The organism is Sphingomonas sp. CFBP 8760, from assembly GCF_014841615.1.
GTDB lineage: Bacteria > Pseudomonadota > Alphaproteobacteria > Sphingomonadales > Sphingomonadaceae > Sphingomonas.
On record NZ_JACYUG010000020.1, the window covers coordinates 37,364 to 57,803 of the forward strand.

Below are 20,440 nucleotides of genomic sequence, written 5' to 3' on the forward strand. Positions count from 1 at the left end.
ACACGCCCTGACGCTGCCTGATGCGATATCGTTGCACTAGCGAGCCATTCCTAATATCTACTAACATAGTATAGATTTATTGCCGCAGGCCGATGGTGCTGCGCATCCTGCCGTTGTTCCCGGCGAAGGGGAAATGCATTGGTCGGAAGGAGAAAGGCCTTGGCCCAACGGACATCGCGCCGGGATCGCGCGTCACAGCCGATCGAATGGCCCACCGTCGCGCTCGCGGTCGTGATCTACACCGCGTGGTTGCTGCTCACCCTCTTCCATGCCCCGTTGCCGGGTCCAGTCGTGGTGGTGTCGGGGGCGTGGCTGATCGCGTGGCACGGCTCGTTCCAGCACGAGACGATCCATGGGCACCCCACCCGCTGGCATCGGGTCAACGCCTTGATCGGCGGCGTGCCGCTGGCGCTGTGGCTGCCATTCGCCTGTTACCGGCGCGATCATATCGCCCATCATGCAACCGGACATGTCACCGATCCGGTGCAGGACCCCGAATCGCGCTATACCAGCCGTCCGGTCGGCAGATGGGGCGCCATCCGGCTGGGGGTGCGGGCGATGCAGGCGTCGCTGCTCGGCCGGCTGATCCTGGGGCCGGCGGTGGTGATAGGCGGCTTTCTGGCCGGTGAGATCCGCCGCGCGATGGTGTCGCCCGCCGCCGTGCTGCGCGACTGGAGCACTCACCTGGCCGGCGTGATCGTCATCCTCGCATGGGTGCGGCTGTGCGGGATGAAGACCGGCACTTACCTGCTGATCATTTATGCCGGCACGTCGCTGACGCTGTTGCGATCCTTCGCCGAGCATCGCGCGTCGCCGACGCCCGATCACCGTGTCGCGGTCATCGAGAACGCCGGGATCTTCGGCATCCTGTTCCTGAACAACAATCTCCATGCCGCCCATCATCGGGCGCCCGGCCTGCCCTGGTATGCCCTGCCACGTTTCTATGCGGACAATCGGATCGATCTGCTGGATCGGAACGGGGGCCTGCTCTACGATGGCTATGGCGAGGTGTTTCGCCGCTATGCGTGGCGGGCACACGACGTGCTGGTGCATCCCGATCATGCGAACTGATCGATCATGATCCGGGTCGCCTCGTTGGGGATGTACGATCTGCCCCATCTCCAATCGGCCAACGACCGGCTCTGGACCGCTATCGCGACCCGTCTCCGGCAGGCAGGGCTGTCCGACGTTCCCGATCGTCTGGACCGCGATCGCTCGCTCGACGCGATCTGGGATGATCCCGATCTGCTGCTGGCGCAGACCTGCGGCTATCCGCTGACGACCCGTTGGCACGGTCGACTGACCTATGTGGCGACGCCTGTGTACGAGGGGGATGGCGGCGAGGACCATTACCACCGCAGCCGGTTCGTCGTCCGCCGCGACGACGCCGCCGGAACCCTCGGCGCGCTCGCCGGTCGGCGCGCCGCGATCAACGACGTCCAGTCCAATACCGGCATGAACCTGCTGCGCCGGGCGGTCGCGCCCCTCCACACCGATGGCCGCTTCTTTTCCGACATCGTCGTGACGGGGTCCCACGCATCGTCACTGGACGCGGTGGTGAAAGGAACGGCAGACGTCGCCGCGATCGATGCGGTCACGTTCGATTACCTCGCCCGACACGAACCCGCGCTTGCCGACGCCACCCGGACGATCGGATGGAGCCTGCCCGTGCCGAACCTGCCATTCGTCACCAGCATCACGACGGCTCCGTCCACCGTCGACCTGCTTCGACAAGTCCTGGCAGAAAGCGTCCGGGCGACTGACGGTGCGGCCCGGACGCTGCGACTGCATTCCATCAGGGACATCGGCGTCTCGTCGTACGATCTCGTCATGCGCCTTGAGCGGGAGGCGGTGCAATCGGGCTATCCCGTACTGGCCTGATCGCCGGACCGGGACGTCGACCGGCGGGAACCGGTATCCGGGTCTGGCGGCCGATCGTCATCGCCTGCCGCCGCCCTTCTGAAGACGGGCGCGGCGCACCGCGACGGCACCGCTATTGGCGACATCCTCCCGGGCAAGCTTGTCCCACCGTTCGACGCGGGCCGGATCGAGATCACCCGCCGTGATGGCGGCGCGGATGGCACATCCCGGCTCGTCGCCATGGGTGCAATTGGTGAAACGGCATTCCAGCGTGACGGCCGTGACGTCGTCGAACACCTCAGTCACGCCGGTAGCCACTTCGGACATCTGAAGTTCGCGCATGCCGGGCGTATCCACCAGCCAACCGCCCCCGCCTCCGCCCGCATCATCGGTCAGGCGATGCATCTCGCGAACCGTCGTCGTATGCCGGCCCTTCCCGTCATCCTCGCGGATCGACTGGGTCGGAATGCCGTCCGATCCCCTCAGCGTGTTTACCAGCGTCGATTTCCCGACGCCGGACGACCCCACCAGCGCCACCGTCTCGCCGAAGCCGCAATACGCGGCCAGCCGGGCGACACTTGCCGGGTCCCGCCCATCGACCAGTTCCACTTGCAACCCCGCCTGAAGCGCCCGCGCCGCGTCGGCCAGATGGTCCGGCGTCGGCGACAGGTCGGCTTTCGTGAGCACCACCACCGGACGGGCGCCTACCTCGCGCGTCAGGACGAGGTAGCGTTCGATCCGGGCGATGTTGAAGTCCTGGTTGCAGGAGGCGACCACGAAGAGCGTATCGACGTTCGCGGCGATAAGCTGCACCCGGCGATCGTCACCGGGGGTGGGCCTCTTGAACAGGCTCGTGCGGGTGAGGATGCGCAGGATGCCCCGGGTGGTCGGGTCGATCAGCAACCAGTCGCCGACGGTCGGTCGATCCTCCGCCGCCCCTTGCGCGGGCATTCTGGACGAGATCGATTCCTCGCCTTCCTCGCCCAGAACGGTCACCCGGCCACGGTGAACCGACAAGACGCGAACCGGCAGGTACGTCGTGCCCTGCTCGGCCGAGACCTGCCCGCTGAAGAAGGATGTCCAGCCTAGCTGCGCCAGAACAGGGTGGGGCGTCCCCATCGTCACGCCGAAATCTAGGACCCGTCCGACAGGTCGGGCTCGGCCGCTCCCTGCCCCCCTGCGCGCTTGTCCAGCTTGGCTTGCGCCTTCTTCGCGGACTCCACCGCCTTGAGCCTTTCGCGCTCGCGCCGTTCGAAGTCGTAGTTCGGTTTGCGTGGAATGGTGGTCGCTCCGGGTCCGGGGTTCGGGTTCGAGCACAGCGCTCACCCTTCAAACCGTGCTTTCGGCTACACCGATCCGTCGGTCGCGACTAGGGTCGGGCCACATCGATCGAGGCGGAAGACGAGATGAAGGCCGCCCGCAGCGGAATCAGTTCGCCTCCGCATCCACGGAAAATATCATCGGCTTGCCGCGCGACATCGGCTCCCACCCCGCCCCCAGCGCCGCCCGGACGCCTCGTGCGACGGTCGCGTCGTCGAGTTGCAGACGCCCCCGCTGCAACCCCTTCAACAGGCGCTTGGGGGGAGGAAATTCCAGCAGCGCCTCACGCTTGGTATTCCGTTGCAGCAGCGACACGATCATCCCCTTCCAGCCGTCGTCATCCGACCATTGCGGCTCGCGCTGGAGCTCCCAATCGTATTTCTCGCCGTCGACCTCGACGGTGCCACTGTTGTTTCGGGATTTTGACATCCGGATGCCGTAGCACGCGGATCGCCCCGGGCCATCCGGTCGCGTCGATGTGGTACGGCGATACCGGTACCCGCGAAGTCAGGCGCATGATATCCGCCCGATCGATGGCAATGGCGGGCGTGAGACAGCGACGCCGGCAATGGCCCCACGAGAACACGGAGTTCGGAAAGATATATGGCCCGCAAGCATTCCAAGCACGGATTGGCCGATGCCCCGCCTGTCGAGGACGAGGTCATGCCGGCGGCTGCGCCGTGCTGGCTCTGTGGCCGCCCCATCGGCAAGACGATCGTCTGGCATCATCCCGTTCCCAAGAGCCGGGGCGGCCGCGATGTCGTGCCGATGCATCCGATCTGCCAGCAGACGGTGACGGCCAACTTCACCAATTCCGAACTTGAACGGCACGGGATGGACGTGGAGGGATTGCTGGCCAACCCGGCCATCCGCAAATTCGTCTACTGGGTCGCGAAGAAGGACCCCGACTTCACGGCGACCATCACCAGGAAGCAGCGCTGACCTGCCCGTCAGCGATGCCGTCATCCGGCCGCGGGCGCCGGCAGATAGAGCTGACGGTAACGGTCGATCACGGTCGTCTGGTCGTAATGGCACTTCACGCGCTCGCGCAGCACTTGCCCCATGGCGGCGCGGCGATCGGGGTCGGCGAGCAGGCCGGCGATGGCATGTCCCGTCGCCTCCGGATCGACCAGTGGCGTGATGATGCCGCCATGCCCGTCCCCTGACTGTGCGCCCTCCAGCATCTCGCGGCAGCTGCCGACGTCGGGTGCGACGACGGGGATGCCGAACGCGCCGGCTTCCAGAATGACCAGCGGCTGCGCCTCGGAAAGGCTGGTCAGGACGACGATGTCGATCCGCGGCAACCACTCGTCGACCCGGACGCGACCGGTGAAGCGGATCGCATCGTCCATGCCCATCGCGGTCACCAGCGCGCGGCATTCCTCGTAATAATCGGCATCCTCGTCGAGCGGCCCCATGACGGCGAACTGCGCGGCCGGCACGGCACGATGCGCGATCGCAGCGGCGCGGATGAAGGTCTTGATGTCCTTGATCGGCACCACCCGCCCGATCAGGGCGACCAGCGGCTTCGCCGGATCGTTCGCGACGGGAATATCGGCGAAACGGTCGAGATAGATGCCGTTGGGGATGACGCGCAACCGGTCGGGTGCGGCCCCCAGCCGCGCCTGGACAGCGTTGTTGGCGGCGTAGAGCGCAATGATCGGATCGCAATGATCGTAGCACAGCCGTGCATAGCTTCGGAATGCGCGACGCCATAGTTCGCGCAGGCCCGGTACGTCGGCATCCAGCGTCAGCCCCTGCCCCGCCGGCGAACCGATCCAGTCCGCCATCATGATCTCGATCTGCCGTTCGAGCAGATAGATGCCATGTTCGGTTATCATCGCCGGCGCGCGGTACTGGATCACGGCGCGGGCCGCGATCAGGCCGGCGAAGCCGGTCGAGATGGTGTGATACCGCGCCGCCACCGGCAGCGGCGTCAGCAACGCCGCCAGCAACCCGCCGAGCAACGTCCGTGTCGCCCAGAAGACGTGATGGAACGACGCCGACGGCATGGTCCGCTCGGTATAGGCGACGATCGCCTGGAACAGCACGGGATGGCTCAACAGTTCGGCCGGGGTCCATGGCTGGCGGCTCGCGGTCAGCGCCGCGAACAGGGCCGCGAGGGGCAGTTCGCCGTCCTCCTCTAGGAAGGCCAGCAACATGGCCGCGATCGCGGCTACATCGGCAGACCGGCGGCGGCGGGGCACTACCTCTAGCCCGGGCGCCAGCGACACTTCGGCAACGGAAACGACATTGGCCGGCGGCTGGAGGCGCCACGGCATCGGCGTGACATCGGGCTTGATCGCAACGATCGCGAACCGCACGTCGGGCAGGCCGCCGATCAGATCCTGCAACCAGTTGGCGACCCCCCCGACGACATAGGGGTAGGCCCCCTCGACGATCAGGCACACATCGGCATCGGGTCGATCGGTCACGCCGCCCGCCCCCGCCAGAACCGGACGACATCGTACAGGGGATCGGCGGGCGGCAGGGCGGCCGCATCGTCCATCGCGCACCGGCGTGCCAGTCCTGCGACATCGCGGGACCGGATCAGGAGATCGAGGGCGGTCGCCAATGGCAGCCTCGTCGGGTCCTTGCGGCGGGGACGCAGTCGATGGAGCAGCGCTTCGGCAGCGGGATATCGGGGATCGACCCGCGGCAACACCGCGATGGCCCCCTCCAGTTCCTCCACCGCGTCGGCGCGCAGACGCCCCCGCGCAGTGTCGGAGATCAGCACGTCATGCTCGCCATGATCCGCCAGCAGCCGGGCGAGGGCGAGCCGTTCATCGGCGCGTCCCGCCCGCTCCACCGCGCGTTCCAGCCGCCGTCGCCGCTGCAGGAGCAGCTGGCCGGCCCGCGTCGAGGCGGACGCCGCCAGCGCCCGGATCGTCTGGTCGTCGTCGATCAGCCCGCGTGCGACGATGCCTGACAGCCGCGGTTCGTAGGAGGCGACCACGGTTTCGATCGCCGCCTGCCGGTCGGCGACCGTACCGTGGCGGAATACCGAGACCAATGACCCGATCAGCGCGGGATCGGGCAGGTTGACCGGTTCCCCGCTCAACGGCGCGACATGGATCGACCGGTCTTCCTGGTCATGATGGTCGTCGTCCGGCTCGGGCAGGGCCAGCCGGGGCGAATCGAACCGGAGGAGGCGCAGCGAGAGGACCGGCATGGCGAGACGCATGACCAGCATCCCCACCGGCCCGAACGCCGCACCCAGCCATATCGTCCAGCCCCCCGGCGCGCGCCAGTCCGCCGACCGGCGGGCGATCCTCACCGCCGCCAGCGTCACCGCCAGATGCGCGGGGCCGAACAGCGGCGACCATGCCGGGCGCTGCGTCAGCACCGCCACCACCCCCGCCTCCACCAGCGAGCACAGGACGAGCTGCCGGATCACGCCGCGTTGCTGGTGGTGGCGATCCGCAACCGGGGGTGGTGATCCGCCGCACCGATGGCGGTCATCAACATCCCCAGCCGGCCGGCCACCGCATCGAGATCGATGATGCCACGGCGCGAGAACCGTTCCGGCGGAAGGTGATGGAACATCAGGATACCGCAGGCCCCTCCCCGTGCATCCCGCACCGGCAGCGCGAACACCCCGGTTTCGGCAAGCAATGCCCCGTGCGCGGGATCGTTGACGATCAGCGCCTGCGCCACGGCCAGGACGGCGTCGACCAGCGGCTGGGGCAGATGATCGGGCCGGTCCGCCGCGGCCGGCCCCTGCGCGAATGCGCGCCACCGGCCGCCGACGGGCGTGTAGACGGTGAAATCCTCGGCCTGCGCATCCATGGCGATCAGCCGTGCCAGCACGGCGGGTACCCGTGTCCGGTCGTCATCGAACAGGCCCGCCGCCGCCTCTATCGCCCGGCCGACCCCCACCTCGTCCATGGCGATGCGGATGTTGAGCGCGTGGGCGTTCTCGCTCGCCAGGCGGAAGGCGCTGGTGGCCGCCGTCAGATCGTCCATCGCGCGGGCATGAAGGCGCTCCAGCGACGCGATGCGGCGCAGGCGTACATAGGTCAATTCCCCGATCGCGACGCTGGCGGCCACCCACATCAACGGCGGCAGCGATCGTGACAGCAGATAATGAAACGGACTGTCGTCGAGTGCCATCGCCGCATGGGGCACGGCGATCCAGTAGCAGGTCGCAACCCCCGCCGCGATCAGGCCGACACCGCTGCCATAGGCAAGCGCCATCACCAGCACCGGCAACCAGAGCGGGTTCGGATTGACCGCCGCGAAAGCGGTACCGCCGGCCCATTTCACGTCGATCGCCACGATCATGCCGATCATGATCGCCAGTTCGATGCTGATCCGCAGCCATTTCCGCACGTTCATCACAGCCGCCCCATGCTTCGGCGCAGCGCCACCCGTGCGAACAACTGGGTGCCGACAAGATTGGGGCGACGGATCGAACTGACCCCGCCCGTCGCCTCCGCCTGCCATGCATCGCCGATGAAGCCAGCCACGGTCAGGGCGCCGGTAGGACCGTTGCCGCCGAAGCGGTCGAACGTCCAGCCCGCTGCCGCCACGAGCCGCCAGGGGCCCCGCTGTTCCGCCACCAACGCCTGCACCGTATGATTCTCCCGATCGGCCAGCGACAACGCTGCCGGGCCGTTCACTCGCCGATCCAGCCGGTCGACATATTCCGCCTCCAGCCGATACGACAGGGTCAGGGCCGGGTTCAGGCGACGCACGGTCGCATCCACCCCGCCCGTCACGACCGTGCTGGTGGCCAAGATGCCTTCGCGCGCCAGCCCATAGGACGTGCGGACGATATCGCCCTGTACCTGCATCGCCGGCGACGACCGCCACGTCACACCCCCGCCCCAGCGATCGACATAGCCCCCGAGCAACACCTGCTCGGCCGTCAGCACGTCGGGTAGATGGTACGCCGCGGCCAGCCGCCATTCGCGTTCCGCCGGCCCCCGGAGCAGCCGCGCCGCCAATCCGATCCGGGTCCGCGACAGGTTCCCCGCGCCCAGCAGTTCCAGCCGGGTGGTCGCATCGCCGATGCTGCCCATCACCTCCGCCAGCGTGACAGGTCGCCGCAACGTCCGGATACCGCCGTCACGCGCGACGACGGCATCGGCGCGGGTCCGGACCTGGCGGATCGCACCGCCGATGACCGTGTCCAGACCGTTGCGTGCGGCAGCGACCGGGACGGTGGCACGCACGCTTGCCTCGATCTGGGCGAACCCGCCGCCATCACGCGCCGCCACGATCGCGGCGACTTCGCCGCCTGCCGCACGGATGGTTCGACGCGCATAGGCATCGGCCGCATCCAGCGCGCGATAATGCCGCGCGGCGCGCAACGTGGCGCCGCGGGAAGCGTCCATATCCGCCATCGTCCGGATCAGCTGCGGGTCGTCCGGCAGCGACCGCGCGAGCGTCAGCAGCATTTTCCTCGCCCGGCCGGGATAGCCCGATGCGGATTCCGCCGCCGCCCTGGCCAGTGAATAGTCCACCGGCTCCGTCGCCATATCAGCGCCGGGCGGTGCATCACGCACGATCCGGATCGACAGCCGGGTTCCCTTCAGGTTCGGCACGAAGGTCCGTCCGGGGGCGGGCCGGATGACCATGCTGGTATCGTTCCAGTCCATCCGGATCAGATCGGTGCCGGCGTCGCGCCGGAACGCCTCCAGCGACACGGCATCCGGCGCACGGTCGAACCGCATGACGGTTTCGACGCCATCGGTTTCCATCGACAGGATCGTCCGGGCCGGCCAGTCCAGCGTCAGTTCGTCGGCGGTCGCAGCCACCGGGGTGACCGGCGACACCTGCCCGGCGAACAGCGCAACCGAGGCGAACGACAAGGTGATCGACGCCGCCGTCATGGCAGGAACAGCGCCCGCGCTGCCGCCGGACGGCCGGCGGCGATCAGCAGCCGCGCCTCGTCCGCGATCAGCGACCGATCGGAGGTCGCCACGGCGCGCAACCGGCGTGTCATCGCCAGCGCATCGTCGGTGCGGCCGAGGCGCGCCAGCAAGGTTGATCGGATGCGGCTGTCGCCATCGCCGGCTGCGAGCGCGCGTTCCAGCCAAGGTCTGGCGCCGCGATCACGCCGCTGGCGTACCTCTATATCGGCCATCAGCATCAGCGCGGTGGCATCGTCGGGCCGGACGGCCAGTTGATCGCCGACGGCGCGCCGTGCACCAGGCAGGTCACCCGCGTTCCATGCCGCCCAGGCGATATCCATCCGATCCGAGGGCAGTGCCGCGCCACCCGCTATCCGCCGTCGGACGAGCGTCAGGCGGAGCGCCTGATCGATGGCAGGAAGAACGGATGCCGTCACTTGTTGCAGTTGCATGGCCGAAAGCGCACGACCATCCAGCAGGCGTCGTACCGCGCGCTGGTTGGCACCGGGGTCACCCACCTCCGCCGACAGGTCCAGCCATGCGATCAGCGCGGCCGTCTCGCCGCCGCGTGCGTTGGTCTCCAGAACGCGAAGCGCCCGCGATGGGGTGTCCCGCATCGCATAGAGCGTCAGCCAGCGCAGCTTGTCACCAGCGGTATCGGCTTGATCCGCCCGCCGGCGAAGCCAGGTCAGCGCAGCGGGGCCTGGGCGAGGTCCCCACAGGTAGAGCAGGCGGCGGGTCGCCATGTCGTCCGGATGCACCGCCAGTGTCTGCAGCAATTCGGTCGCGTCACTGCGGGCGCCCATGGCCAGCAGTCGTTCCACCAGAACGGGACGTGCGACCGGATCGCGATGCGCCCGCTCGACCAGATACGCCCGCAGACCCGCCATGTCCCCGAACCGGGTCAACAGGTTCTCGCGCGCCGCATCGCGCTGATCGGGCGCGACCATGTTCGCATAGCGGAGCGCGGTGGCACGATCGTCCGTCGCCACCGCCAGCCGCATCGCCAGCCACGGGTCCCGTTGTCGCCAGTCGCCCCCGGCGACGCGGTCCAGCCGGGCGATCATCGCGGGCCGGTCGGCCAGCCGCCGCGCCAGATCGAGCGCGAGGGTGGTATCCGGGCGGGGGATCGCACCATGCTCCGCCGCCAGCAGGATCATGTCCGGCGCGCCCAGCCGGTAGGCGACGGCGACGATGTCGACCGGCGGCGCGAACCCGGGGCGTGAGGCGGCAGCGGCCAGCAGCCGGCGCGCACCGACCTCGTCGCCAAGCGCCGTCAGCAGTTCGGCACGTCTGCGCCACAGCGCCGGCGTCGTTGCCGCAGGGTCGCCGGCCAGCGCCAGTGCGACCCGCGGACGGCCCCGCGCGATCAGTTCGTCGATGATGCCCGTCCGGTTCGGCGAGGCACCGCGGGCGGCCAACGCCTCCAGCATCCCCCCCAGTGTCCTGGCATCGGCACTGTCCAGTGACAGCCGCAACAGCCGCTGCATCGCATCCGCCGACATCGCCCGACCGGCGGCGGCTTGATACGCCGCCAGCCGCGTCCGCGCGGCACCCCCGGCTCCCGCCAGCTCCTCCAGATAGGCCAGCCGTTCGATACCGTCCCCTTCGAGGCGGGCCATCCGCGCCAGCCGGGTCAGTGCGAACCGTTCCTCGCGGGCGTCGTTCGCGGCAAGCGCGACCACCCGCAGGCGTCGCAGATCGGCCTCGCTATCGGTTCGGGCAGCCGCATCGTGCAACAAGGCAAGCCGCTCGTTCTGCCGTCCCGCCGCGGCGAGCGCCTGGCTCATCAACGCGATCAGCACCGGATCGTCGGCATGTCCGGCCGCCACCGGCGCCAGTCGCGCCAGCGCCTGATCCGGCTTGCCGGCCGCCAGCAGGGAACGGGCGATCAGCGCCTGCGTGCCGGCATCGCCTTCCGCCTTTTCCTGCGCCAGTTGCGCCAGCGTGGATCGGTCCGCCGTGCCCATCGCCGCGCTCAGTTTCTCTCCTGTCGTGGGCGCCAGCAGCCAGCCCCCGGCGAACAGGATCAATCCCGTTCCCACCGCCGCCACCCCCAGCGCCGCGACGATGGGCGCCTGTCGGGCTGCGATCACCGAGGCGGCTCCGGCAGGATGCGATCAAGCGCCAGTACCGAGACATAGGGCACGAAGCCGGCGGCCCGTTCGCGCGTGTACAGCGCACGGACGCCTGCCGCATCGGCAGGATTCCAGTAATCCAGCGTCAGCAGGGCAAGCGCCGGGTTCTTCGCCTTGGCCGCGCGCAACCGCTCCGCCTGCCATTGCCAGTCGGTATCGCTCAATCGATCGTAGCCGCGCGTCGCGAAGTTCCACCGCGTCGCCATCGCTTCGCCCAGTACCCCGTCGATGGCATCGGCGACCTGGGGCAACAGGGCATAGCCGCGATTGATGACGATGATCGCCGCCGGGAAACGTTCACGAATCGCCCGCACCAGCGATGCCGCCGCATCGATCATGCCTGTCCGGCCTATCGGATCAGCTCGTTCCATCGCTTCCGCGTTATCGAGGGTATCGATGAAAATTCCGTTGTAGCCCCGCGCCATAATCGCTGGCACCAGACGGTCGAGTACTTCGGCGCGCCAGCGGGGATGACGCAGATCGGCATAACGGGCGTCGGGCCAGTGCGGATTGGCAGCCAGCAATGCCCCGGCGGTGGCCAGCGCCGCCGCGAAAGGCCGCCGCTTTTCGACTTCCCCCAGGCTGATATAGCCGATGGCCAGCGCACCCGGCCGTCGCAGCGGCGCCAGCGGCCGGGCGTGATCCGGCTCCAGTACCAGCAGATCGTATTGCCGGGCATGGGACGGATCGGTGCGCGCGCCATAATCGACCGCCCAGCGCCAGTCGTTGCCGGCCGGCAGCCGTAGCTCGCGCGGCGTTTTGGCGAAGGCGCCCGCCTGCCCGATCAGCAGCGCCAGACCGGCGCGGGTCACCAACCGCAGCAGACGACGATATAGTGGCATGTCGGCGTTCAGGCCCATCGCCGACGGTCCCCCATGATGGCAGGATTGTTGCCCACGAAGAGCAGGTAGATCAGGTTCCACAGCGCGTGCGCGACCAGCGCCGCCCCCGTCGTCGCCGCCATCACCGCACCCGCCAGATAACCCCATCCATACCAGGCAAACCCGGCATGGACCGTCATCAGCGTCGCCACCGTGCTGACGACGAAGAACATCGCCCAGACGATCAACACCCGTCCCGCGAGGTCGAGATAGGACAGGATGATCGTGAAGAACAACGCCGCAAGATGGAACACCGCCCCCACCGCCGTGAAGCGAAAAGCGAAGATTCCGCGCGGATCGGCCCCGATCGCCTTGAACATTTCCGGTGCCAGCACCCACAGGGCAGCAGCGATGGTTGCCTGCACCACCACCAGCAGGCGCGCATCGTGCAATACGGTCCGGATCACGGAACGGCGCGCATCATGGATGCCGGCGATCGGCGCGGTGCCGGTGCAGGCGGCCATCAATACCGTAAAGCGCCGGTCGAACCGGGTTTCGGTTGCGATCAGCAACAACGTCAGCCCTGGCACCAGCGATAATAGGCCGAGGAAACTGGCGGGATCGTAGATCGGATTGAACCTCAGCATCGACAGCCCGGCCACGCTGTCACCGGCGGCGTACCAGGTGATCCATTTGTCCATCCAGAGCGCAAGGGTGGCAAAGGTGCCGCCGATGGCGAGCAGGGCGTGGCGACGATACGCCTTGCCCCAGTCCATCGGCCAGACCGGTGGGGCGACGAAGCTGTAGCGCACGGCGCGCACCAGCATGATCGCCGTCACCCCGACCCCGGCCAGCGTCAGCCACAACAGCCCCCGCAGCCCGACATCGGTCGCGAACGCACCCGCGAGCACAACCACGCCGATCCCGCCGGCATAGCCCGTCAGCACCGCCCGGTGCCGCCGCGTCGCCGTCAGGAACAGGTTCGCGACCCATATTTCGGCGAGCAGCGTCAGAATGGCGGTGGCCGCCAGTTGATCGAGCAGCGCCAGCCCCGACAGGCCATAGACCAGCGCCCCGGTCGGCACGGCGGTCATGGCGGCACCGACCAGTGCCGCGATCAGGATGCCGGGGACCTGTGATGGTCGTCGCGCATACAGCATATCGGACATCACCCGCGTGGTGACCGCGATTGTCGGCGCCGCCGCCAGCGCCGACAGGCTGAACGCATAGACGAGGATCGTCTGCAACGCCCCCGTCACCGCCATGCCGGCATGGCGCTGTCCCCATGACTCCAGCGCCATCACCGCGCCCGCCGCCATCAGCCACGGGCCGGAACTGATGACGGCACCGTGCGACGCCGCGGACACGACGCCACCGATGCCGCCGACCTGCGCGATACGGGCCAGCCTGAAGCCGATACCTGCCATGATGTTAGGCCCCCCGCCCCGTCCTCACAGCATGAAGTCGGAAGGCGTCAGCGTGAAATGACCCACCAGATCGATCGTGAATTCGGCGAGCGATCCGGTGTCGGTGCTGCCTTCGACGATCGTGTGCGTGACCCCGTCGATCACCTGATAGACGACGCGCAGCTGGCCTGGCGCGGTGAACTTGGCGTTCGCCCCCGTCAGCAGGGTGAACGCCTGATCGCCGCTGACGCGGGTGTTGGCGTCGATCAGCGACAGGTCGATCCGGTCCTCGCCGCGCACGAAGTCGGTGATGACGTCGCGCGTCGACCGGGACACACCCGTGTCGCCGGCCTTGCTGAACCGGAAGATGTCACGCCCGCTGCCACCGGTCAGCATGTCCTCATTGTCACCGCCGTCGAGGATGTCGTTGCCGGCGCCACCGATCAGCGTGTCCTCGCTGTTGCCGCCATCGAGGACATCGTCGCCGTCACCGCCGTCCAGATAATCGTCATAGGTGTCGCCGATCAGCGTATCGTTACCGGCGCGGCCATACAGGAAGTCCTCCCCCGATCCGCCGTTCAGGGTGTCGTTGCCCGCACCGCCATCCAGCGTGTCACGACCCAGATCACCGGTCAGCGCGTCGTGGCCATCCTCACCGAACAAACTGTCGTCGCCAAGCCCCCCGAGCAGCACGTCGTTACCGCCGCCGCCATACAGGAAATCGTTACCCCAGCCGCCGTCGATCGTATCGTTCTCGCCGGTGCCGGTCAGCTTGTCCGCGAACAGACCGCCCTTGAGCGAGATGCCGGCGACATCGCGGATGGTGACCGCATAGGCCTGGGCAACACTGGCACCGCGCAGGTCGCTTGCCAGTACCGTCACGTTGTAGACGTTGTCCTTGCCGATATCGAGCGGCGTCTCGAAATCGGGCGCAGCGATGAACTTCAGGACACCCGTCTTTTCGTCGACCGCGAACAGGGCGGCGTCGCCTCCGGCGGCCAGCGTGTACTTCACTGCATCGCCAAGCGGCACGTTGGCGTCGGTCGCAGTGATCGTGGCGACGGCGGCGGTGTTTTCCGCGATGGTCAGCGCCACGCTCGCCTTGCCCGATCCGGACGTCAGCACGGGGCCGACATTGGCGATGTAGTTCACCGCCACGTCGTGGCTGGCGATCGCGCCGAGCGCCAGGGTCATGATGTCGCCGACCCGCGATACCACCGTGCCCCCCTGGATCGTGACCCAGTCGTTGCCGGCAGCGGCGAGGTCGATCGTCACGTTCCCCTCGCCCATTGCCGTGAATGCGAGGTTGCGGCCATCGCCCTTCACCGAGATCAGCGACACGCGCATCGGCAAGGCGGTGATATGCGTCACATCGTCCGCCACCGCGCCCAGCGTGATAGTGAACGTGCCGCCATTGGCCGGCATGAACACGCTGTCATTGTCATAGGCATACCAGCCCGCGACGCTCTTGATGACCTTGCTGCCCTGTCCATCGACATCCAGCGCGAAGGTGCCGACGTTGCTCGCCCCGACCGTCGCGGTGACGACGTCGCCGACCACATTGGTCGTCAGCGTGGCATGCGACAGCGCACTGACGCGTTGGGACAGGTCCAGCAGCGTCACGAATTCCGCACCGCTGTTATAGGCACGCTGGATCCAGTCGGTGAACATCGACTGGGTGTACTTGCTCGGCGCCGCCACCGGATCGGCCGACCATGCGGTAGGACCATAGTCATGCCACGGCCATACCACGACGGGCACTTCCGCCTTGGCAGTCAGCGCCCCCCATTCCGCCGCCCATGCGGCCTCGGCCTGTGCCGGCGTCTTGCCCTGGAATTCGATCAGCGAGAAATCGAAACTGGTGTTCGGGGCCAGATACACCTTGTCCGTGCCGGGCTGGATATAGCCGAATGCGTTGGGGTAACCGGCCCCGACACCGCTGTAGCCGCCCGACAAGTAATCGACGTACTTCATGATCTCTTGCGAGGTCGCCAGCCCTTCCGGCGCGCCGGGCACCGCCGCGCCGCCGACGGTGAAGGCGTACCCCAGCACCTTCGACATTTCCCGTTCCAGCACCTTGCGGGCTTCACCGAACTCGAACGCCACTTGTTCGGGCGTCAGGGTATTGGTGTTCTCGGGATGGGTATAGCTGTGCGAACCGAGTTCGTTACCCATCTCCAGCAGCTTCTTGTAATAGGCACCCGACACCGTCCAGTCGGTCTGCTCCTGCGCTGCCGCATTGTTGCCGACATTGACATAATAGCTGCCGACGAAGTTGAAATCCTTCTTCCAGCTCTCCAGGATCGGCAGCAGTTTGTCGTAGATACCGGCGGCATTGTTGGCCGGGTTCACCTCGTCGGTGTACTGGCTTTGGTCCATGTCGTTGCGCGATGCGACGATCGACGTGTTCCGCGTCATCTGCAAGCCCACCGACACGCCGGCACCGTTGATCGAATGATCGACCGCCTGCCACAGCAGGTTGCTGTCGGCCATCACCGCCTCGGACGAGAAGATGACGTTGCGGCCGCCGCCAGCGGTCTGCGTCGCCAGCGCCGCGGTATAATTCTGCCCGTTCACCGTTTCGGTGACGATCGCGGTGCCGGTGCCGCTGACGCTGTCGATCGCGGTCCAAGCGACGCCGCTATACTGACGGATCGTTTCCCCTGCGGCATAATTGTCCAGGACGAGATGGTTGGTATCCGCCGATTTCAGCGTCACGTCCGCAGGGAAGCCGCCGGTGATGCGCGTCGCATCGAACAACAGCTTCATCCGGCTGTACGAATCCCCGGCCAGCGCGGCATTGTCGGCGCCGTTGGTCATGAACTCGCCCGCTGCGACCAGTCCGATTCCGAACTGGCGCGTCGCCTGTTCCAGCGTGGCGGTGATCGCATCGACCGATCCTGCCTGCACGTTGCGGAACGAGGGGAAAACGATGGTATCGTACTTCGACAGGGTCTGGAGGCTGGTGAGATCCTTTTCCGTCAGGATGTCGAATGGCACCCCTGCCTGCATCACCTGCGACTGCGCCGCCATGAACAGCTGCGTATAGGCGGTTTCGCTGAAATAATTCTTCGCGGTCGTTTCGGAATAGACGATCGCGACGCGCTTGCCGGCATCGGGGACGATGCCCGTGTCCCCGAAGATCGTGTATTGCGGACCCGAGTAGCTGCCGGGAACGAAGGCGGCGTCGTTGACGTCGGTCAGGATGCTGATAGCGGGCGGATTGCCGATCAGCGCCTTGGGAATCTGCACCTCCATCGTTTTGCCGTCTGCGGATCGCGCCATCACGAGATTGGCGGCAACCAGCGTTTGCCCGGCGCCCCCGGTGTACAACGATGCGGTGCCATCGGCGGCGATGTTGATGTTGTACTCGGCGCCGCCGGCAAAGCCGAACACCTGATACCCCGTCGTGGCGTTACGATCGGTGTTGAGCCAGATCGTCGTATTGGGGCCGATCGCGGTGGGTGCGGTCAGCGCGATCGAATAACTGCCGGTATCCGACGTGCCGTACACGCGGTATCCACCGACCGGGCCCGAACCATCGATGCGATCGGCTTCATTCCAGTCGTCGAGAACGCCGTCGACGCGGATTGGAACATGTTTGCCGATCATTGATGTTGCCCCGGAATGTTGCAAACAACCTCTGCAATGCTGACCTATTGGTCAGCATCAAGTCGTTTGTATTTTTGCTGTTTGTAGCCCTGATTGACGGTCGCCTATCACGGATGAAATCGCGCGGTAAACTGGCTGACGGGATGGTCGCGGCGGCTGTTCCAATATGGAACATGATCCCTCGCCATTAGGATTTAATAACATTTTCCTTTTACTGGGGCAGACGCAATGCCCCCTGGGGACGATCGTCGCGAAAACTCCAAGTGTCCCTACAGGGGGGATAGATGGTTAAGGAAGGGATGGCATGGCAGGGGCGGAACGGCCGGTCGGCGCGATGCAGACCGCATTGGCGGCGTGCCGGCGGCATCTGATCGCGGGCGGCGTGTTCAGTGCCCTCCTGAATATGCTGTACATCGCGCCCACGCTTTACATGCTTCAGGTATATGATCGGGTGGTGCCGACGCACGGCCACCTGACGCTGTTGTTCCTGACGATCGTGCTGATCGCCGCACTTCTGGTGATCGCGGTGCTCGACCGGGTGCGGATGCGCCTGCTGGTCCGGGCCAGCGTGGTGCTGGACGTCATGCTGGCGCCCGCGATTCTCGATGCGGCGATCCGTCGTCCCGATCCGCCCGCCAGCCGGCAGGCCCTGCGTGATTTCGACGCGATGCGCCAGACGCTGACCGGCCCCGGCGTGCTGGCGCTGTTCGACGCGCCATGGACCCCCGTGTATATTCTGGTCTGCTTCCTCGTGCACCCCGCGATCGGTGGGGTCGCGTTGGTGGGCGGTCTGCTGCTGCCCTGTATCGCATGGCGCAACGAGGTGGCGACCGGGGCGAAGATGAAGCGCGCGCAATACGCCGCGGTCGCGACCTATGCCGCACAGGACGCGCTGCTGGCGTCTGCGGAGGCGGTACGGGCGCTCGGCATGCGCCGCACAACCGTAGCCCGGCAGGTGCGCCAGCGTGAAGTGGCACTCGACCTGTCGACCGAGGCGGGATTCACCAGCGGCTTCTATCTGGCTACGACCAAGTTCGTGCGGCTGGCCTTGCAGTCGCTGGCACTCGGGCTTGGCGCGCTGCTGGCGATCGACGGGCAGATTTCGCCCGGTTCGATCTTTGCCGCATCCTTCCTGATCGCGCGGGCACTGGCCCCCATCGAACAACTCGTCGCCGCCTGGAAGGGACTGGTGCAGGCACACAACAGCTATGCGACGCTGTCCGCCCTGGTCGGCGATGCCGCCCCCGTCGCGCCCACCGCCTTGCCCGCCCCGCGCGGCGCGATCGCGGCGGAAGGGCTGACATCGGTGTTGCAGGGCCGCGAACAGCCGCTCGTCGATCAGGTCAGCTTCGCACTGGCGCCGGGCGATGTGCTGGCGATCATGGGGCCGAGCGGGGCAGGTAAATCCACTCTGCTTCGACTGCTGGCCACCGCCTTGCCCGCCGATCATGGGGCGATCCGCTTCGACGGGGCGGCGAGCGAGAACTGGGATCAGGAACGTCTCACCCGGTCACTGGGATTCCTGCCGCAGAACACCGCGTTACTGGCCGGGCGCATACGCGACAACATCGCGCGGTTCTCCGGCGAACTGGATGATGATCGGGAGGGGATCGACCGGGCGGTCGTCGCCGCAGCGCAGGCGATCGGTGCCCATGATCTGATCGTCCGTCTGCCGGGCGGTTACGACTATGAACTGGGTGCGGGCGGCGTCGGCCTGTCGGCCGGGCAGGCGCAACGGATCGCGCTGGCCCGTGCGGTGTTCGGCGATCCCGCGATCCTGCTGCTCGACGAACCGAATGCGCATCTCGATGTCGAAGGCGACGCCTTGCTGGTCGCCGCACTCACCCGGTTGAAGGCGCAGGGAAAGACGATCGTGATCGTATCGCATAAGTTGTCCGTGCTGCCGGTCGTCGATAAGATCATGGTCATGCGCGACGGTCGCAAAGCGCTGTTCGGCCCGCGGGACGAGGTGATGGCCAAGTTGCAACCATCCGCTGCCGTAACACCGCTGCAACCGCGCCGGCCGGTGGCGCTGTGATGCACGCGCCATCGATATCACGCGCCAGCACGGCGCACTGGATGAACCCCGCATCCGATATCCGCACCGGCACCATTGTCGCGATCGTCTTCTTCGTCGGATTGCTCGGCTGGGCCGGTTTCGTCCGGCTGGATGCGGCGGCCCATGCCGGCGGCCAACTGGTCGTCTCGGGTCAGCGTCAGGCGGTGCAACACCGCGAGGGCGGGGTCGTCGGCCGTATCATGGTGCATGAAGGACAGCATGTCAGTCGCGGGCAATTGCTGATCGCGCTGGCAGCGCCGGAGGTACGCGCCCAGGAACGCGCGCTGGCTTCCAGCGTGATCCGCCTGCTCGCGCAGCGCGCGCGGCTGGAGGCGGAACAGTCCGATCTGCCCCGGCTGGCCACCCCTGCCGAATTCGCCGATCTGCCCGACGAGGATCGCCCGGCCGCGGCCCGCGCCTTGCACGCGCAACAAGTCGAACTATCGGCACGGCGGGCCACCGTCTCCGCCCAGCGCGGCGCACTGGGCCAGCGCGCCGCGCAGGCCCGGACCCAGGGGCGCGGCTATACGCGCCAGGTGGAGGCGACAGTCGAACAGTTGCGGATCGTCGACGCGCAACTCGCCGCGCTCGCACCGCTGGCCGAGCGTGGCTTCGTGGCGCAGACCCGATTGCGCGAACTGGAACGGCTGCGTGCGCAGTTACAGGGGCAGGAGGGCCAGTACGACGCCAGTATCGGCGGCAGCCGCGAATCCGCGCAGGAGAGCGCGCTGCAAAGCCTTGAGGCGCAGCGCACCTATCGCGAGCGGGTCGCCGCCGAGCTTCGGGAAGTCGACACCGCCCTGGGCGATGCACTGCCCAAGCTGGCCGCTGCCCGCGATCAACTGCGCCGTACGATGATACGGGCACCGGCGACCGGGGCGATCGTCGGGCTGACGGCCTTCACCCCCGGCGGTGTCGTCGCGGGCGGACAAAAGCTGATGGATATCGTGCCCGATCGGGCAAAGCTGATCGTACAGGCACGCTTTTCGCCCGACGATGCCGACGATTTGCGGATCGGCCAAAAGGCGATGGTCCGGTTCCCGTCATTGCACGATCGCGCTCAGACCGATCTTACCGGCCAACTGACCAGATTGTCCGCCGACGCCTTTGTCGATGACCATTCCGGCCAAGGCTATTATCTTGGTGAGATCGCCGTGCCGGCAAATGAAATGGCGCGAATCAATCGACGCGGCGGACAGACGACGCTACGAGCGGGAGCACCAGCAGAAATTCTTGTTCCCGTGCAGGCAAGAACAGCACTCGGTTACCTTTTCGAGCCGTTATTAAACGGATTCTGGGCATCGTTTCGCGAACATTAGAGCGGATTCCATTCAGTCCGGATCATAGCCGCAGGAGCTGAAGTAGT

General features: G+C 67.0%; 15 protein-coding genes. 5 read left to right on the plus strand and 10 right to left on the minus strand.

The window, feature by feature from the left end; translation table 11 throughout:
* The first annotated feature begins 159 nt into the window (after positions 1 to 159).
* Both IFT82_RS17620 and IFT82_RS17625 read left to right on the plus strand, forming a co-directional pair.
* Positions 160 to 1,071, plus strand: a complete 912-nt coding sequence (locus tag IFT82_RS17620) for a fatty acid desaturase (protein ID WP_199860564.1) — start codon at positions 160 to 162, stop codon at positions 1,069 to 1,071.
* A 6-nt stretch (positions 1,072 to 1,077) separates the two neighbouring features.
* Entirely contained in the window at positions 1,078 to 1,881 is an 804-nt protein-coding gene (locus tag IFT82_RS17625) for a phosphate/phosphite/phosphonate ABC transporter substrate-binding protein (RefSeq protein WP_192129294.1), read from the plus strand.
* A 57-nt stretch (positions 1,882 to 1,938) separates the two neighbouring features.
* Here IFT82_RS17625 and rsgA read toward each other — a convergent pair whose 3' ends face one another.
* Both rsgA and IFT82_RS17635 read right to left on the minus strand, forming a co-directional pair.
* Positions 1,939 to 2,979, minus strand: a complete 1,041-nt coding sequence (gene rsgA, locus IFT82_RS17630; protein WP_192129340.1) for a ribosome small subunit-dependent GTPase A — start codon at positions 2,977 to 2,979, stop codon at positions 1,939 to 1,941.
* Positions 2,980 to 3,288: 309 nt separating this feature from the next.
* Positions 3,289 to 3,609 carry a hypothetical protein gene (locus IFT82_RS17635; protein ID WP_192129296.1) on the minus strand — a complete coding sequence of 107 codons (321 nt, stop codon included), beginning with the start codon at positions 3,607 to 3,609 and terminating at the stop codon, positions 3,289 to 3,291.
* Positions 3,610 to 3,783: 174 nt separating this feature from the next.
* Here IFT82_RS17635 and IFT82_RS17640 point away from each other — a divergent pair, with 174 nt between their 5' ends.
* Positions 3,784 to 4,122 (plus strand): hypothetical protein, encoded by a 339-nt coding sequence (locus IFT82_RS17640; protein WP_192129298.1) that lies wholly within the window; start codon positions 3,784 to 3,786, stop codon positions 4,120 to 4,122.
* A 20-nt stretch (positions 4,123 to 4,142) separates the two neighbouring features.
* On the opposite strand, the gene pelF is transcribed toward IFT82_RS17640, so the two are convergent.
* The 8 genes from pelF to IFT82_RS21240 are packed head-to-tail and all read right to left on the minus strand — an operon-like array spanning position 4,143 to position 17,015.
* A complete protein-coding gene (pelF, locus tag IFT82_RS17645) occupies positions 4,143 to 5,615 on the minus strand; it encodes a GT4 family glycosyltransferase PelF (RefSeq protein ID WP_192129301.1) in 1,473 nt (490 codons plus the stop codon).
* Positions 5,612 to 6,577: a hypothetical protein gene (locus tag IFT82_RS17650; protein WP_192129303.1), complete on the minus strand. Its 966-nt coding sequence runs from the start codon at positions 6,575 to 6,577 to the stop codon at positions 5,612 to 5,614. Before IFT82_RS17650 ends, pelF begins: the two co-directional genes overlap by 4 nt.
* Entirely contained in the window at positions 6,574 to 7,518 is a 945-nt protein-coding gene (locus IFT82_RS17655; protein ID WP_192129305.1) for a hypothetical protein, read from the minus strand. The genes IFT82_RS17650 and IFT82_RS17655 overlap by 4 nt, the downstream gene beginning before the upstream one ends.
* Complete coding sequence (locus IFT82_RS17660) at positions 7,518 to 9,017, minus strand: hypothetical protein (protein WP_192129307.1); 1,500 nt, start codon at positions 9,015 to 9,017, stop codon at positions 7,518 to 7,520. The genes IFT82_RS17655 and IFT82_RS17660 overlap by 1 nt, the downstream gene beginning before the upstream one ends.
* The gene (locus IFT82_RS17665) at positions 9,014 to 11,134 is read right to left on the minus strand and encodes a hypothetical protein (protein WP_192129309.1); all 2,121 of its coding nucleotides are present in this window, start codon (positions 11,132 to 11,134) and stop codon (positions 9,014 to 9,016) included. Before IFT82_RS17665 ends, IFT82_RS17660 begins: the two co-directional genes overlap by 4 nt.
* The gene (locus IFT82_RS17670) at positions 11,131 to 12,036 is read right to left on the minus strand and encodes an endo alpha-1,4 polygalactosaminidase (RefSeq protein WP_244646916.1); all 906 of its coding nucleotides are present in this window, start codon (positions 12,034 to 12,036) and stop codon (positions 11,131 to 11,133) included. Before IFT82_RS17670 ends, IFT82_RS17665 begins: the two co-directional genes overlap by 4 nt.
* The gene (gene pelG / locus IFT82_RS17675; RefSeq protein ID WP_192129311.1) at positions 12,027 to 13,424 is read right to left on the minus strand and encodes an exopolysaccharide Pel transporter PelG; all 1,398 of its coding nucleotides are present in this window, start codon (positions 13,422 to 13,424) and stop codon (positions 12,027 to 12,029) included. Before pelG ends, IFT82_RS17670 begins: the two co-directional genes overlap by 10 nt.
* 24 nt (positions 13,425 to 13,448) lie before the next feature.
* Positions 13,449 to 17,015, minus strand: a complete 3,567-nt coding sequence (locus IFT82_RS21240; protein ID WP_192129313.1) for a M10 family metallopeptidase C-terminal domain-containing protein — start codon at positions 17,013 to 17,015, stop codon at positions 13,449 to 13,451.
* A gap of 304 nt (positions 17,016 to 17,319) precedes the next feature.
* Between IFT82_RS21240 and IFT82_RS17685 the strand changes: the two genes are divergently transcribed.
* Positions 17,320 to 19,053, plus strand: coding sequence for a type I secretion system permease/ATPase (locus IFT82_RS17685; RefSeq protein WP_192129315.1), 1,734 nt, complete (start codon positions 17,320 to 17,322; stop codon positions 19,051 to 19,053).
* A gap of 41 nt (positions 19,054 to 19,094) precedes the next feature.
* Positions 19,095 to 20,393, plus strand: coding sequence for an HlyD family type I secretion periplasmic adaptor subunit (locus tag IFT82_RS17690; protein WP_274602267.1), 1,299 nt, complete (start codon positions 19,095 to 19,097; stop codon positions 20,391 to 20,393).
* Positions 20,394 to 20,440: the final 47 nt, after the last annotated feature.